We start from the raw sequence: 14,967 nt of genomic DNA on the forward strand, positions 1-14,967 counted from the left end.
GCATGGACCGTCTGCTTTCCCGAATGTTGCTGCTGTTGGCTGCGCTGATCGCGCTGCCCGCCGCCGCGGCCGATGCCAACTGGTGGCAGGCCGAATGGAAGTACCGCAAGCCGATCACCGTCGACGCAGGCCCACAGGGCGCGGGGTTGACCGGCAACCCCGGGCGTACGCCGCTGCTGCTGCGCCTGCATACCGGCAACTTCGGTTTTGATGGCACCCAGGAGGGTGGCAACGACCTGCGTTTCGTTTCTGCCGACGGTCGCACCGTGCTGGCCCATCAGATCGATCAGTTCGACCCGAACCTGGGCCTGGCCCTGGTCTGGGTGGACGTTCCGGCACTGACCGCCAGCGCACCGCAGACGATCTGGATGTACTACGGCAACGCGAAGGCACCGGCCAGCGGCAATGGCCAGCAGGTGTTCGATCCGGACTACACGCTGGTCTACCACTTTGCCGAAGCCAATGCGCCGGCGCGTGATACCACGGCCTACGGCAACACGGCCGGCGCGGTAGTGCCTGCGGCGGAAAGCACGGTGATCGGGCGTGGCGTGCAGCTGGGCGCTGGTCCACTGCCGCTGCCGGCCAGTGCTTCGCTGGCACAGGAAGCGGGTGCGCCGCTTACCGTTTCTGCCTGGATCAAACCGGGCGCGCTGACCACCGCGCAGGCGATCTATGCCCGCCGCGACGGCAGCGCCGAGCTGGTGGTGGGGATCGACAACCGGGTGCCGTTCGTGCAGCTCAACGGTCAACGCAGCACGCCGGCGCAGCCGATTCCGGAAGGGCAGTGGGCGCATGTTGCGGTTACCGCCGAGAAAGGGTCGCTGCAGCTGTATCTGAACGGTCGCGTGGTGGCCCAGCTCAGTGGTGAGTTGCCGGCACTGACCACCGCAGCGGTGGTGGGTGCCGATGCGCCGGGCGCGGCGCAACCGCTGGCCAACTTCGATGGCGCGCTGGATGAACTGCGCATCTCACGCGTAGCACGCCCGGCGGCGCTGCTGCTGGCAGATGCCACCGCGCAGGGCGCCGATTCGCGCCTGATCAGCTACGGCGCCGACGAGCAGTCGGCCGGGCAGAGCCACTTCGCCTTCATCCTCAAGGCGATGCCGTTCGATGCCTGGGTGGTGGTCGCCATCCTCGGCCTGATGATGCTGTTGTCCTGGGCGATCATGATCGCCAAGAGCCGTCATTTCGGCCGCACCAGCAAGGCCAATGCGGTGTTCACCGAGAGCTTCAGCAAGCTCTCCGGCGTGCCGCTGCGCACGTTGTCCGAGATGGACCGGCAGGGCAAGGTGCCGACGGCGATGCACGATGGCTCGCTGTGGCGCATCTACCAGGTGGCCATCGATGAAATGCAGCAGCGTCATCAGCGCGATGGCAACTCCGGCTACCTGAGCGCGGCCACCATCGCCGCCATCCGCGCGTCGATGGATGCGGTGATGGTGCGCGAACAGGAAGCGATGGCGAGGCGCATGAACTGGCTGTCGACCACCATCGAGGGCGCACCGTATGTCGGTCTGTTCGGCACCGTGATCGGCATCATGCTGGTGTTCGTGGTGGCGGCGATGGCCGGTGCGGTGGACATCAACTCGGTGGCCCCGGGCATGGCGGCAGCGCTGCTGTGTACCGCCGCCGGCCTGGGCGTCGCGATTCCTGCGCTGTTCGGCTACAACTGGCTGGGGGCACGCGCCGAAGCGATCGGCGCCGACATGGCGGTGTTCATCGACGAGTTCGCCGCCCGCCTGGCCGAAGAGCAGGACGGGCGCGGCCCGGCCGTGGTCCAGGGCTGAGGGGCCGGCCATGGGCTACAAGGCGAAGTTCGGCATCAAGAAGCGCGAGAAGGGCATCAACGTGACGCCCTTCGTCGACGTGCTGCTGGTGGTGTTGGTGATCTTCATCCTGACCAGCAACGCCTCCATTCCCGGCATCGAGGTCAACCTGCCGAAGGCCAGCAACAGCACCGCACTGGAGAAGCCCAAGACCAAGGCGATCACCATCGACCCCAGTGGCCAGGTGTTCCTGGATGCCTACCCGGTGACGATGACCGAGCTGGAGGACCGCCTGCGCACCGAACGGGCAACCTCGCCGGATTTCCCGGTGATCGTGCGCGGTGATGCGCAGGTGCAGTACGCGCGCGTGGTCGAGGTGCTGGATCTGCTGCGCCGGCTGGAGCTGGCCCAGGTCGGCCTGGTCACCGGCAAGGCGCAGGGCTGAGGCATGGCCGGTCATCGACCACCCCTGCAGGAGCCCGGTACGCGCGGACGCCAGTTGCTGGTGACGATCGCGCTGGTGCTGGCGGCGCTGCTGGTACTGGGTGTTGCCGTGTGGTGGCTGCTGTTCAAGGACACCGCCAGCACCCGCCGGCCGGTGGTGCAGCCGCCGATGCTGGCGTTGCCACCACCGCCGCCGCCTCCACCACCACCACCGGAAAAGCCGCCTGAGCCGGAGACGCCGCCGGAAGAAACCGTGCCCGAGCCGGAGCCGCTGGAACAGCCAACGCCGGCCGAAGAACCGACGCCGACGCCGGACAACGCCGACCCGGTGACCATGGACGCTGATGCACAGGCTGGTGGAGACAACTTCGGCATCCAGTCGGGCAGCGGCGGTGGCTCGTCCGGCGTTGGCCGCGGCGGTGCCGGCAACGCCAGCTATGGCCGCTACCTGGGCTATCTGATGCAGCAGGCGATTTCGCGCGATGCGCGGGTCAAGCGCCTGGCGTTCCAGCTGCAGGTGAATGTCTGGCTGGCGCCCGATGGCCGGCTGGAGAAGGTCGAGCTGGTGCGTGGCAGCGGCAACGAAGAGGCCGACGTGGCCGTGCTTGAAGCACTGCGACAGATCGGCAAGGTCGACCAGATGCCACCAGCGTCGCTGGATTTCCCCGCGCGCGTGCTGATCCAGGGGCGCCGTCCCGGCGCGTGACCGATGACTTCCGTGATTTCCCTTCTTTCGATGAGAACCGTGATGAACGACCACGACCGCGCTCGAACCGCATCCCGCCGCCCACGGCCGGCCCGACGGGCGTTGCTGTGCTGCGCCGTACTGCTCAGCCTGGCCGCGCCGGCCGGTGCGATGGCTGCCGAAACCACCCTGGTCAAGTTGATCAAGGGGCTGATCGCCAGCGGCGCGCTCAAGCCCGAAGACGGCCAGGCCCTGTTGGTGCAGGCCGAAGCAGAAGCGGCGGCTGCGCAACGCGGCACCGCGGTCAGCGCAGCCAGCAGCGGCGGCGTGGCGCTGGAAGCCGGTGATGTGCGTGTGCCGTACGTGCCGCAGAGCGTGCGCGATGGCATCCGTGATGAGGTACGCCAGGACGTGATGGCGCAGGCCAAAGCCGAGGGCTGGGCCGCGCCGAACGAGGTGGCCGAGTGGACCAAGCGCATCAAGGTCAGCGGTGACATGCGTGTGCGCAGCGAATCGCGCTTCTACTCCGAGCGCAACAGCGACATCGAGACCAACTGGGCCTCGGTGAACGCCGGCAACGGCTTCGATACCAACAACAACACCAACCTGCAGCTGCCGCCGCTGCTCAACACCCGCCAGGACCGCCGCAATCTGTGGCGCATCCGCGCACGGCTGGGCATCGAAGCGACGATCGGCCAGCACACCACCGCAGGCGTGCGCCTGGCCAGCGGCAGCAGCAACGGGCCGGTGTCCACCACCGAACAGCTTGGCGGTGGCCTGGGCAAGAAGGACGTGTGGCTGGACCAGGCATGGCTGGCCTACAGCCCGGCCGACTGGGTGACGGTGCGCGGCGGACGCTTCGGCAATCCGTTCTGGACCAGTGACACGCTGTTCTCCAACGATCTGAACTTCGACGGCCTGGCGGCCAATCTCAGCTACGACCTCGCCGAGGACGTCGGCCTGTTCGGCAACCTGGCGGTGGTGCCGTTGGAGTACACCTCCGACAGCGCGCCCAGCCAGAGCCGGGTGAAGACGCCCAACGAGAACAAGTGGCTGTCCGGTGCGCAGGTGGGGGTGAACTGGCGCTTCAACGATGACAACAGCCTGCGCGCGGCACTGGGCTACTACGATTTCAAGAACATCAGCGGTCGCCTGTCGTCTCCCTGCGCGCTGTACGCCGGTGCGGTCGGTTGCGATACCGACTGGTCGCGGCCGGCGTTCATGCAGAAGGGCAACACCCTGATGCTGATCCGCGACATCGCCCGCAACCCGTTGGATCCGGCCAACACGCCCACGCCGCAGTACGTGGGCCTGGCTTCTGCCTTCCGCCTGGCGACCTTCAACCTGCGCTGGGATACACAGCTTGCGCAGGACATCGGCATGCGCCTGGATGCGGACTACATCCGCAACCTGGCCTATGACAAGCAGGCCATGTTCGCGCGGGCCAACAACGGCATCGTCAACAACTACGGTGCCGGTGGCAGTGCCAGCATCGACACCTTCCGCAGCGGCGACACCGCCTGGATGCTGCAGGCCACCTTCGGCGCCACCGAGCTGAAGGAGAAGGGCCAGTGGCAGGCCCTGCTGGGCTACAAGCGGATCGAGGCCGATGCACTGCCCGATGCCTACAACGATCCGAACTTCCACCTGGGCGGCACCAATGCGCGCGGCTACTACGTGGGCGGCGCCTATGCGCTGGACGCGCGCAGCTGGATCAGCGGCAAGTGGATGGCGGCCAAGGAAGTGTCGGGCCCGCCGTTGTCGATCGACGTGTTCCAGCTGGAGTTCAATACCGGTTTCTGATCGGACAGCGTGACCACAGTCACGACACGTGTGGCGGGGGCGCGGCAATGCGCCCGTCTAGGAAAGGAGACCACGCGTTGCACAAAGGAGGAGTGGATGAGCCGTCGCAAACTGTTCGAGAGTTCCGAGCCCGCCGCGCAGGCACTGGGCATCGGGCCGGCCTATGTCTCGGTGGAGGGGTTGCGCCAGCACCTGGCCGAATTCCTGCTGTATGCGGGGCGGCCGGTCGTCATCATGCGCGGGCGCAGCGAGGTCGGCTATTTCCTGCCGGCACGCTGCTGGCGCCAGCGCGAGGATGATCCGCTGGCTGCCGCCGCGGCCGATCAGCTGCTCGATGCCGCCGGCTTCCAGGTCGAAGACATCCAGCAGGTCGAACAGGAGTTCAACGCCATGCGCCAGCGCACCGTGCTGCATTCGCGGCGTTGAAACCAGGGCCGCCGGGCATGGCCCGGCGTTACCTGATGGCGCCAGGCTGCTCCGGTAGCGCCGGGCCATGCCCGGCGATCAGACAGCAGCCCCGCGCTCGCTGGTGATCCGTGCACCTTCGCGCATCACCAGCGTCACCGGGGTCTTTTCCACCACCTCCAGCAAGCGCTGCCACTGCGCATCGCTCAGCTCGGCGGTGGCATGCAGCACGCGGTGCACATGGAAGCGTCCATCCGCATCACGTTCGGAACGCAGCTCGGCGTGGAACTCGCCCAGCTCCCAGCCCTTGCGCTGCGCGTACATGCGCAGGGTGATGGCGGTACACGCGGCCAGCGAGGCCAGGTACAGGTCGAACGGGGCGAAGCCCTTGCCCTGGCCGCCGAGCGAAGCGGGTTCATCGGCCGCGACATCGAAGTGGCCGTTGCTGATGTGGTGCAGGTAGTTGTCGGCGGTCGAAACAATGCGTGCGTAGGCCATGGGAATCCCCGGTGGTAGGGCCGAGCCATGCTCGGTTGCAGGAAAAGGCGGCGCCAGCCGGAGCCGGAGCCGCCAAGGAATCACTCGGTACGATCGTACGAGAACTGGATGCCGGCCGTGCCACCGGTTTCGATGAAGAGATTCATGAAGGCCGGCACGGTCTCCGCCCGTACCCAGTCGCGCTGCAGTTCGCAGAACAGCTGCGTCACGCTGATCAACTGGCCGCCGGCCTGTTCGATGCGGCGCAGCGCGGCATCATGCGCGGCCAGCGACGTGCCGCCCACCGCGTCGACCACCACGTAGACCTCATAGCCTTCCTTCAGCGCATCCAGCGCGGGGAAGGTCAGGCAGGCTTCGGTCCACAGCGCGGTCATGATCAGTTTGCTGCGGCCGGTGGCCTCCACCGCCTTGCGGAACTCGACATCTTCCCAGGAGTTGATGGTGGTGCGGTCGTAGGTCGGGTAGTCGCCCAGCACCTTGCGCAGCTGCGCGATCGGCGGCTTGTTCAGGCCGGTCTGCACGTTCACGGTCGAATGCACGATCGGCAGGCCGTAGGCGACCGCCGCCTTGGCAGTGCCGACGATGTTGTTGACCAGCAGCTGGCGGTCCATCGAGGCGATGGAGTTCACCTGTACCGGCTGGTAGTCGATGATGATGAAGGCGGAATTCTGCGGGGTCAGCAGGTGGTCGCTGACGGGGTCACGGATCGGTTCACTGGCCATGGGGGTGTCCTGGTCGGGGTTGGCTTGCGGTAGTGCCGGCGGCGTGCCGGCAGGCGGAAATCGCCGTGGATGCAGCGGCTCAGCTACGCTGCGAATCCAGCTGCTCGTGGTTCTTCTGCACGTCCTGCGCTTTCTGGTAGCTCTCGATCAGCAGCTGGTAGTTGGGGAAGATCTGCGTGTAGATCGCGGCCCACTGCTGGGCGTCCTCGCGGTTCCAGGTGCGCTGGATTTCCGAGGCGACCGCAGCGGTATCCATCGGCACCACACCGGCCTGCACCACGCGCGCCAGGGTGATTTCCTCGGCCATCTTCGAATAGGTGCCGGAGGCATCGACCACCGCGAACACCTGGTAGCCGTCGGCGGCGGCGGCAATGGAAGGGAAGGCCATGCAGACGCTGGTGATGGTGCCGGCAATGATCAGCTGGCTGCGCCCGGTGGCCTTCACCGCGGCGACGAATTCGGGGTTGTCCCAGGCGTTGATCTCGCCGCGGCGCGCTACGTATTGCGCATGCGGTGCGGCGTCATGGATCTCCGGGATCAGCGGGCCGTTCGGCCCCTGCGGTACCGACGCGGTGGTGATCACCGGCATCTTCGCCAGCGTGGCCATCTTCGCCAGGGCGGTGGCGTGCGCGCGTACCGAAGTGAACGGCATGTCACCGATGGTCTGGAACAGACCACTCTGGTGGTCGATCAGCAGCATCGCGGCGTTGTCCGGGTCGATCACCGGGCGGGCGCCGTTGAAGTTGGCGGGGGTACTCATGGTCAGTCTCCTGGGGAGGAGGGCGAAGGCCCGGAATGCGGCGGGCGGTTGCCCGCCGCAATGCAGTGGATCAGTGCGCGATCTGGCCGAAGCGGCCGCCGTTGAAATCGTTGACGGCCTGGCTGATCTCGGCCTGGGTGTTCATCACGAACGGGCCATAGCCCACCACCGGCTCGTCGATGGGTTCGCCGCTGAGCAGCAGCACGGTGGCGTCGCTGTCGGCGTCGATGAACACGTCTTCGCTGCTGCGGTCGAAGGTCACCAGCTGTGCTTCGCCGACTGCCTGGCCACCGTTGATCCGCACCGTGCCCTTCAACACCACCAGCGCCAAGGTGCGGCCGTCGGCCACCGGCAGCTCGGCGTGCTGGCCCTGCAGCAGGCGGATGTCCCACACGTCCATGGGGGTATGGGTACGTGCCGGTCCAGCATGGCCATCGAATGCCCCGGCGATGACGCGTACGCGACCGGCACCGTCAGGCAATGCCACCGAGGGAATCTGCGCATCGAGCAGGGTCTGGTAGCCCGGTGCGCCCATCTTGTCCTTGGCGGGCAGGTTCACCCACAGCTGCACCATGTCCAGGGTGCCGCCGCGCTTGCTGAATTCCGGCGTGTGGAATTCCTCATGGAGGATGCCGGAGGCAGCGGTCATCCACTGCACGTCACCCGGGCCGATGGTGCCGCCGGCACCCGTCGAGTCGCGATGGGCCACCTCGCCTTCGTACACGATGGTGACCGTCTCGAAGCCGCGATGCGGATGCTGGCCGACCCCGCGCGGGGTCTCGCTGGGCGGGAAACTGTATGGCCCGGCGTAGTCCAGCAGCAGGAACGGGCTCAGGTGCTGGCCGTGGGTGTTGTAGGAGAACATCGAACGGGCGGGGAAGCCGTCGCCCACCCAGTGCGGGCGGGGGGCGCTGTAGGTACCGGTGACACGCTTCATGGCGATCTCCTGACCGGGTCAACCGGTCGCTGTTTTTCGTTGCGGAGACGATATCGACGTGACAATGGCCCCGGTAGTCGGCAGAATTTGCCGTCATAGTCCTATTTCGTGAACGATGGAGGCCCAGCAAGGGCCGCAGGAGATCGTCCCGTGTTCATCGCCGACATCCGCCGCTGCGATCTGAACGACCTGTTCTACTTCGCCATGGTGGTCGAGCATGGCGGCTTCTCGCAGGCCGGGCGCGCGCTGGCCATGCCCAAGTCCAAGCTCAGCCGCCGCATCGCCCTGCTGGAGGAGCGGCTGGGTGTCCGCCTGATCCAACGTTCGACCCGCCGCTTCTCGGTCACCGAGATCGGCCAGGACTACTACCGGCACTGCAAGGCGATGCTGGTGGAGGCCGAAGCGGCCGAGGAGGCCATCGCGCTGTCGCGTGCCGAGCCACGGGGCACCCTGCGGCTGGCCTGTCCGATCGCACTGCTGCACGCGCGCATTGGCGCCATGCTGGCTGACTTCCTGGCCCTGCATCCGCAGGTGACCCTGCAGCTGGATGCCACCAACCGGCGCGTGGACGTGGTGGGCGAGGGCGTGGATGTGGCCATCCGCGTGCGCCCGCCACCGCTGGAGGACAGCGATCTGGTGGTGCGCGTGCTGGCCCGCCGCATCTGGTGCACCGCTGCCAGCCCGGCCTTGCTCAAGCGCATGGGTACGCCGAAAGTGCCGGCTGATCTGGCGATGATGCCAACCGTGGACCTGGCATCGCCCGCCCAGGTGCATGCCTGGGAATACGCCGGGCCGGAGCAAGTGCAGGCCAGCGTGCACCACCGCCCGCGGCTGGTCAGCGATGACATGATCGCCCTGCGCAGTGCGGCGGTGGCGGGTGTCGGCGTGCTGATGCTGCCGCGGATGATGATCACCGACGAACTGGCCAGCGGCGCGCTGGTGCCGATCCTGCCGCAGTGGCAGCCCAGGCACGGCATCGTGCATGCGGTGTTCCCGTCGCGGCGCGGCCTGCTGCCGGCGGTACGCGCGTTGATCGACTATCTGGCCGAGCGTTTCGAGGCGCTGGAAGAGCCGTAGATCCAGGCCGTGCGTGCAGCGTGGCGGATGACCGGGGGTGCAGGATCGACGGTTGCCGCCTACACTCCCGGTCCGGACCGTCGCCATCACGCCCATCATTCCCCGGTCCGGCCTTGGCACTTATGTCTCCCAATGCCCTGGCGCTGATCGAGCTGTTGATCCGCGAGCGCCGTGCGTTGTCCCGCTTCATTGCCCGCTACCTCGACCCGGCCAGTACCGAGGACACCCTGCAGAACCTTTATCTGAAGGCCAGCAGCGTGCCCGGCGATCCGCCGATCCTGGAACCGCGCGGGTACCTGTACCGCATGGCCTACCACCACGCGCTCAACCGCAGCCAGGCCGACGCACGCGAACGGCGGGCGATGGCGGAGTACGCCAGCGACCTGGCCGATGCCAGCACTGATGGCCAGGCGCAGGCGCTGGACCAGGCCCAGCTGCGCGAGATCAGCCAGACCATCCTGGCGCTGCCGCCGCAGGTGCGCGAGTGCTTCGTGCTCAACCGCTACCTGGGGCTGAGCGAACGCGAGATCGCCGAGCGCCTGGGTATTTCCAAGAGCGTAGTGGGCAAGTACGTGATGCGCGCGGCCCTGCTCATCCAGCAGCACCAGCGGGGAAGCCGCGCATGACCGGCATGTGCCGTGGGCAGATGCCGCTCGCCGTTGTCTCAACTGTAAGGCGCACCCGTTGGTGGTGCCGCAGGCCACAATCATGACTAGGTCCATACCCTCGCCGCGTCAGGCCAGGCAGGCGTTGCGCTGGGTGATACGGTGCAATGCGGGCCGGTTGCCGGAGCGCCAGCAACGCGCCCTGCAACGCTGGCTGCAGGCCGATCCCCGGCATGCCGATGCCTGGCGCCAGCAGCAGGCCTTCTGGCAAGGCCTGGATGCCGCCGGCCCGGATGTCCTGGCTGCGCTTCCGGAGCTGACAGCCGAACCCGCGCTGCGGCCCCTGCAGCCGCGTCGTCGAGTGCCTTGGCTGCTGGCCAGTGCGGCGGTGCTGCTGCTTTCGGTAACAGCGGCGCCGCACGCGTGGCTGCTGGTCCGCAGCGACGTGCGCAGCGACAACGCGCCGCGCACGGTGCAGCTGCAGGATGGCAGCACTGCCATATTGGATGCAGGCAGCGCGCTGGCGCTTGATTTCAGCGCCGGCCAGCGCCGCCTGCAGTTGCTGCGTGGCAGGGCCTGGTTCCAGGTGGCGCACGAAGCACGACCGTTCCGGGTGGAGGCCGGCGGTGGCGAGATCCGTGACATCGGCACGGCGTTCAGCGTTGCACTGCAGGATGCCGTGGTGACCACCGAGGTCAGCCAGGGCGAAGTGGAGATCAGGCCGGGTCATGTCGCCGCGCAGCGGCTGCAGGCGGGGCAGGCACGCGCGTTCCGTGATGGCCGCTGGCTGCAGCCGTTGCAGCTGGCCGATGTGGAGGCCATCGCACCGTGGCGACGCGGCGAGATCGTCATTGATGATCTGCCTGCGCAACAGGCGATCGAGCGCCTTGCCCGCTATCGGCGTGCGCCGGTCTGGGTTCTGCACGGTCAGGGCGCGCAGGTGGCGGTGAGTGGGTTGTTCCACCTGCAGCAGCCGGATGCGGCGATTGCCGCAGTGGCCCAGCAGGCCGGTCTGCGCAGCCAGCGCTTGCCGGGCGGCGCGATGTTGGTGTGGTGATGCCACCGGGGTAGCGGGTGGGTTCATCCACGCATGGCGTGGATCTACTGGCGTGATTCGTGTTCATCCACGCATGGCGTGGATCTACTAGGGGGCATGGTAGATCCACGCCATGCGTGGATGATCTGTCGATCAACGAAAAAAACCGTGGGCAGATCCGATCCCACCTTGTCTCTAGTGGTATAGCCAGAGCGAAACCGCGTTTCTTCTCAAGCCAACCGAGCCGCGTGCACCCGACGTGCGCACGGTCCCGCCACCTTGAGGAGTCACCGTTCATGCCGTTCCCGGCATCCGCCCGTCATCGCCGCGCCACCATCCTCGCCCTGGCCATCGCCACGGCACTGGTTCCCTTCGCTTGGGCGCCGACCGCCCGCGCCCAGGCCGCTACCGCCTCCGTGCGCGCGTATGCCATCCCCGAACAAGCCCTGGCCGACGCAGTGCGCAGCTTCGGTCGCCAGTCGCAGGTGCAGGTGGTGTTCCGCAGCGATCTGGTGGAAGGGCGGCGCTCGCGCGCAGTGCAGGGCCAGTACAGCCCCACCGAGGCACTGGACCAGTTGCTGCAGGGCAGTGGCCTGCGCGCGCAGCAGGAGCCGGGCGGTACCTGGACCCTGCAGGCCGCCGCCGATGACGGCGGGGTGGTGGTCACCGACACGCTGAAGGTGGGCGGACGCCTGCAGGCCGACGGCGGCGAAACACGTGATCGTTGGGGATACGACGACGTGTTCGCGCTCGACCTGAGCACGGCCTATTCCGGTCGCGACCGGGTGGAGCGCTATCGCGGCGCCAACCCGGCCGACGTGGTCAAGGACCTGGTCGGTGTGTTCAGCGGCGACGCCCGCAACAGCGGCGCACTGGACCTCAACATCCGCGGCATCCAGGGGCCGGGACGGGTGCCGGTCAGCATCGACGGCGGCGAGCAGGCACTGACCGTATGGCGGGGCTACAACGGCGTCAGCAACCGCAACTACATCGATCCCAACCTGATTGGTGGCATCCAGGTCATCAAGGGGCCAGCGTTGGTACGCGATGTACACAGCGGTATCGGCGGAGCGATGGTCATCAAGACCCTCGACGTCGACGACATCGTGCCGGCTGGCGAGCGCTTCGGCGGGGAGCTGAAGATCGAAGGCAGCAGCAATGCGGTCTCGCCGCGCCTGCCACGGCTGCACACCGGCGAGGACTACCGCACGGTGGAGGGGTTCCCGCAGTCGTCGCCGGCCTCGCCCTATGCTGACCGCACCCTGGTGGTGCCAGTGAAATCGCGCAGTGGTGACAACCCGTTCGATGGCGATGACCAGGCCTGGCGCCTGGCGCTGGGCTGGCGCGGTGAGCGGGTGGACGTGATGGCCGCCTACGCGTGGCGCAAGCGCGGCAACTATTTCTCCGGCAGCAAGGGCAGTGCGTACTACGACCAGGACCCGCGCGAGCAGTACGAATACCAGGGCATCGACTACATCACCACGCTGGCGCGCTACTTCAAGCCGGGTGATGAAGTGCCCAACACGTCCAGCGAACAGGAGTCGTGGCTGCTGAAGGCCACCTGGCAGATCACCGACGACCAGCAGCTCAAGGCCACCTGGCGGCACACGCTTTCGCACTATGGCGAGATCATGCCCTCGCGCATCCTGTCCGCACCGGATTACGGGCGCATCCAGTGGCCGCTCAGCCGGGTCGATTCCGATGCCTGGAACCTGGAATACCGCTGGCAGCCGGCCGGCAGTCGTTGGCTCGACCTGCGCGCCAACCTGTGGCGAACCGAAACCAACAGCGATACCTACACCGCTGGTGGCTTCCCCAACTTCGCCTCGGGCAACCCCGATTGGGATTCCAGCCGCAGCCCGATCCTGCGCAACACCGCGCTGGCCAACGCCCGCAACGACCGTACCGGGCTGACCCTGAGCAACCGCTTCGGCCTGCATTCCACGCTTGACCTGACCGTGGGTGGCAACTGGCAGTACGAAACGCTGCGTTCGGGCGATCCGTACTTCGGCGTTACCGACGGCTGGCGCATGTACCCGCGCGCCGGCCGGCGCCAGGAAGGCGAGGGCTACCTGAGCCTGGAATGGCGGCCGGTCGAGTTCCTTACCCTCAACGCCGGTGTGCGCTACAGCCGCTACTGGGCGTTCGACGATTTCCTGCAGGCGCATCCGGAGCTGCTGACCCGCAGTGTCGGCAGCAAGGAGGCGCGCTACCGGGTCAATGAGCTGCCACCACGCCCCGCCAGCCTGCAGGGAGAGATCGATGCGATCGAATCGGAGCGTGAGTTCTGGGAAAGCATCGGCATGGGCTCGCTGGTCGACGACCTGCTGAAGAACCTGCTGAGCAAGTACGAAACACCGGTGCCGGTGGAGCACAGCATCGCCTGGGCAGCGGATGCCGATGGCAACTACACGCGAGCCAGCAACCCGTGCCTCAACGGCCAGGTGGCCGCCATCCCCGGGCTGCTGCCGATGGTGCTCGGTACCGACCAGACCTGCCGGGTGCAGAACGCCGTGCAGGGGCAGGCGGTGCAGGCGCACAACAGCCGCCGCCGCGACCATGCCTGGCTGCCCACGTTCTCGGCCACCGTACATTTCTCGCCTGCTGCGCGCCTGTATGTCCGCTACACCGAGGCCAAGCGCTTCCCCAGCATGTTCGAAAGCACCATCGCGTTTTCCAGCAGCCTCAATCCGCTGTATCCGCTCAAGCCCGAACACGCTTACAACTACGAGCTGGGTTATGTGCACAACCTCTCTGCGCTATTCGGCGGCACCGCCGATGCGGACGTAAAGCTCAGCTACTACGTGCAGAAAACCCGCGATGTGATCGAGCGCGATGCGTACTTCCTGTTCGACAACATCGACAAGCAGACCCTGCGCGGCATTGAGCTGCAGGCGCGCTTCGACAACCGCCGCTTCTTCAGCGACCTGGGCATCGCTCGCACCCTTGAAAACGAAGTGTGCGACGAAAGCACCGCAGTACAGCTGGATGCCAACCGCGGCCTGGTGCCCAACTGCGTGCAGGATGGCTTCGTCGGTGGTTACTTGCTGACCCAGGCCGTGCCGAAGCTGTCGGTGAACCTGTCGCTGGGCACCCGCCTGTTCGACGAGCGGCTGGAACTGGGCAGCCGCATCGTGCACTACCGGCGTCACCACAACCCGGACCTGCAGGCCTACCGCGACCGCTTGCTGGCCGGCGGCAGCAGCCTGCTGTGGCAGAACGTGCCGTTCACCTGGGGAAACATCACCACGGTGGATGCCTATGCGCGCTGGCGCTTCAACGACCACGCCAGCGTCGAACTGGTCGGCAGCAATCTCGGCAACCGCTACTACGTCGACCCGGCCACGCGCTCCACGCTGCCGGCGCCCGGTCGCACCCTCAAGCTCGCAGTCACCGCGCGCTTCTGACGCCTCACCAATTCAAGCGTTGTACCTGTAGTTCCCTCAATCCAAGGAGTTTTTCCATGAAAATGTTCTCCCGCTCCCTGCTCACCGTGGCCGCCAGCCTGGCCCTGGCCGGTGCCGCCCACGCTGCCGATATCGTCGGCGCCGCCAGCGCCGTCACCGATCCGCAGTTGAACGTCAATGTCGGCGAATCGCAGGTCAATGGTGGCCCGCACGTCGCTGGCAAGGCCGGCATCGGCGTCGGCACCGTGTCCGGTGGCACCCGCGTGGACTTCCAGGGCCTGAGCGCCTATTCGGCACCCACCACCGTCAACGGCACCACCGTGCGCACCCTGGCCATGCCGATCACCGGCACCCCGGGCAACCACGCCGGCATGGGCCACTTCAACTTCGTCAAGGTGGGCAGCGGCGATGTCTGGTTTGGTGAATGGTCCAAGGATGGCGCCGCCGGTGGCTTCAACAACCGCCAGGTCTATTTCGCTGGTGACCGTGCAGGCACCACGTTGCCGGCAGGCGTGGCCACCTACAGCGTGGCGGGCCTGAACAAGTTCAACGGCAGCAACCTGCTGACCGGTGCGTTCCGCGCCGACTTCGGTGCCGGTACCCTGCGTGGCCAGATCGCCGGTGGCGGCCTGACCGTGGGCGTCAACGCTGCCATCAACAGCGCCAATGCGTCCTTCGCAGGCACGGCCGTGGCCAACGGCTCGGTGTCGGGCAGCACCCAGGGCCAGTTCTTCGGTGCCAACGCCGCCACCCTGGCCGGTATCGCCACCTTCGCCGGCAACAGCCAGTACGACACCGCCTTCGGCGGCAGCAAGAACTGAT

General features: G+C 67.0%; 14 protein-coding genes. 10 read left to right on the top strand and 4 right to left on the bottom strand.

The window, feature by feature from the left end:
* Positions 1-2: 2 nt before the first annotated feature.
* From ABIA73_RS01085 to ABIA73_RS01105, 5 genes are all read left to right on the top strand, one after another.
* Positions 3-1,787: a DUF2341 domain-containing protein gene (locus ABIA73_RS01085; RefSeq protein ID WP_354275270.1), complete on the top strand. Its 1,785-nt coding sequence runs from the start codon at positions 3-5 to the stop codon at positions 1,785-1,787.
* Positions 1,788-1,797: 10 nt separating this feature from the next.
* Complete coding sequence (locus ABIA73_RS01090) at positions 1,798-2,211, top strand: ExbD/TolR family protein (RefSeq protein ID WP_025874382.1); 414 nt, start codon at positions 1,798-1,800, stop codon at positions 2,209-2,211.
* Positions 2,212-2,214: 3 nt separating this feature from the next.
* Positions 2,215-2,916: a cell envelope integrity protein TolA gene (gene tolA / locus ABIA73_RS01095; RefSeq protein ID WP_051501606.1), complete on the top strand. Its 702-nt coding sequence runs from the start codon at positions 2,215-2,217 to the stop codon at positions 2,914-2,916.
* Positions 2,917-2,958: 42 nt separating this feature from the next.
* On the top strand, positions 2,959-4,698 hold the full coding sequence (locus ABIA73_RS01100; RefSeq protein WP_279207073.1) for a putative porin: 1,740 nt from the start codon (positions 2,959-2,961) through the stop codon (positions 4,696-4,698).
* A gap of 96 nt (positions 4,699-4,794) precedes the next feature.
* Positions 4,795-5,124, top strand: a complete 330-nt coding sequence (locus ABIA73_RS01105; RefSeq protein WP_025874385.1) for a hypothetical protein — start codon at positions 4,795-4,797, stop codon at positions 5,122-5,124.
* Positions 5,125-5,202: 78 nt separating this feature from the next.
* Here the strand turns inward: ABIA73_RS01105 and ABIA73_RS01110 are convergent, their stop codons facing one another.
* From ABIA73_RS01110 to ABIA73_RS01125, 4 genes are all read right to left on the bottom strand, one after another.
* On the bottom strand, positions 5,203-5,601 hold the full coding sequence (locus ABIA73_RS01110) for an OsmC family protein (RefSeq protein ID WP_279207077.1): 399 nt from the start codon (positions 5,599-5,601) through the stop codon (positions 5,203-5,205).
* Positions 5,602-5,681: 80 nt separating this feature from the next.
* On the bottom strand, positions 5,682-6,323 hold the full coding sequence (locus ABIA73_RS01115) for a hydrolase (RefSeq protein ID WP_279207079.1): 642 nt from the start codon (positions 6,321-6,323) through the stop codon (positions 5,682-5,684).
* Between the two features lie 79 nt (positions 6,324-6,402).
* A complete protein-coding gene (locus tag ABIA73_RS01120) occupies positions 6,403-7,083 on the bottom strand; it encodes a hydrolase (protein WP_059064311.1) in 681 nt (226 codons plus the stop codon).
* A gap of 70 nt (positions 7,084-7,153) precedes the next feature.
* Positions 7,154-8,020, bottom strand: a complete 867-nt coding sequence (locus tag ABIA73_RS01125; protein ID WP_059064310.1) for a pirin family protein — start codon at positions 8,018-8,020, stop codon at positions 7,154-7,156.
* Positions 8,021-8,170: 150 nt separating this feature from the next.
* On the opposite strand from ABIA73_RS01125, the gene ABIA73_RS01130 reads away from it, so the two are divergent.
* From ABIA73_RS01130 to ABIA73_RS01150, 5 genes are all read left to right on the top strand, one after another.
* Positions 8,171-9,097 carry a LysR family transcriptional regulator gene (locus ABIA73_RS01130; RefSeq protein ID WP_032974583.1) on the top strand — a complete coding sequence of 309 codons (927 nt, stop codon included), beginning with the start codon at positions 8,171-8,173 and terminating at the stop codon, positions 9,095-9,097.
* 122 nt (positions 9,098-9,219) lie between these two features.
* Positions 9,220-9,723, top strand: coding sequence for an RNA polymerase sigma factor (locus tag ABIA73_RS01135; protein WP_025874391.1), 504 nt, complete (start codon positions 9,220-9,222; stop codon positions 9,721-9,723).
* 82 nt (positions 9,724-9,805) lie between these two features.
* Positions 9,806-10,759 (top strand): FecR family protein, encoded by a 954-nt coding sequence (locus ABIA73_RS01140; RefSeq protein ID WP_354275271.1) that lies wholly within the window; start codon positions 9,806-9,808, stop codon positions 10,757-10,759.
* A 275-nt stretch (positions 10,760-11,034) separates the two neighbouring features.
* On the top strand, positions 11,035-14,145 hold the full coding sequence (locus ABIA73_RS01145) for a TonB-dependent receptor (protein ID WP_354275272.1): 3,111 nt from the start codon (positions 11,035-11,037) through the stop codon (positions 14,143-14,145).
* Positions 14,146-14,201: 56 nt separating this feature from the next.
* Complete coding sequence (locus ABIA73_RS01150) at positions 14,202-14,966, top strand: Slam-dependent surface lipoprotein (protein ID WP_025874394.1); 765 nt, start codon at positions 14,202-14,204, stop codon at positions 14,964-14,966.
* The last annotated feature ends 1 nt before the right edge of the window (position 14,967 follow it).

Source organism: Stenotrophomonas sp. 2694 (assembly GCF_040548715.1).
Lineage (GTDB): Bacteria > Pseudomonadota > Gammaproteobacteria > Xanthomonadales > Xanthomonadaceae > Stenotrophomonas > Stenotrophomonas indicatrix.

Bases quoted from the DNA above. Each gene is read 5' to 3' on its own strand.
- ABIA73_RS01120 (WP_059064311.1), bottom strand. From the start codon at position 7,083: ATGAGTACCCCCGCCAACTTCAACGGCGCCCGCCCGGTGATCGACCCG.
- ABIA73_RS01140 (WP_354275271.1), top strand. From the start codon at position 9,806: ATGACTAGGTCCATACCCTCGCCGCGTCAGGCCAGGCAGGCGTTGCGC.
- ABIA73_RS01150 (WP_025874394.1), top strand. From the start codon at position 14,202: ATGAAAATGTTCTCCCGCTCCCTGCTCACCGTGGCCGCCAGCCTGGCC.
- ABIA73_RS01115 (WP_279207079.1), bottom strand. From the start codon at position 6,323: ATGGCCAGTGAACCGATCCGTGACCCCGTCAGCGACCACCTGCTGACC.
- ABIA73_RS01145 (WP_354275272.1), top strand. From the start codon at position 11,035: ATGCCGTTCCCGGCATCCGCCCGTCATCGCCGCGCCACCATCCTCGCC.
- ABIA73_RS01110 (WP_279207077.1), bottom strand. From the start codon at position 5,601: ATGGCCTACGCACGCATTGTTTCGACCGCCGACAACTACCTGCACCAC.
- ABIA73_RS01125 (WP_059064310.1), bottom strand. From the start codon at position 8,020: ATGAAGCGTGTCACCGGTACCTACAGCGCCCCCCGCCCGCACTGGGTG.
- ABIA73_RS01135 (WP_025874391.1), top strand. From the start codon at position 9,220: ATGTCTCCCAATGCCCTGGCGCTGATCGAGCTGTTGATCCGCGAGCGC.
- tolA (WP_051501606.1), top strand. From the start codon at position 2,215: ATGGCCGGTCATCGACCACCCCTGCAGGAGCCCGGTACGCGCGGACGC.
- ABIA73_RS01085 (WP_354275270.1), top strand. From the start codon at position 3: ATGGACCGTCTGCTTTCCCGAATGTTGCTGCTGTTGGCTGCGCTGATC.
- ABIA73_RS01100 (WP_279207073.1), top strand. From the start codon at position 2,959: ATGAACGACCACGACCGCGCTCGAACCGCATCCCGCCGCCCACGGCCG.
- ABIA73_RS01105 (WP_025874385.1), top strand. From the start codon at position 4,795: ATGAGCCGTCGCAAACTGTTCGAGAGTTCCGAGCCCGCCGCGCAGGCA.
- ABIA73_RS01090 (WP_025874382.1), top strand. From the start codon at position 1,798: ATGGGCTACAAGGCGAAGTTCGGCATCAAGAAGCGCGAGAAGGGCATC.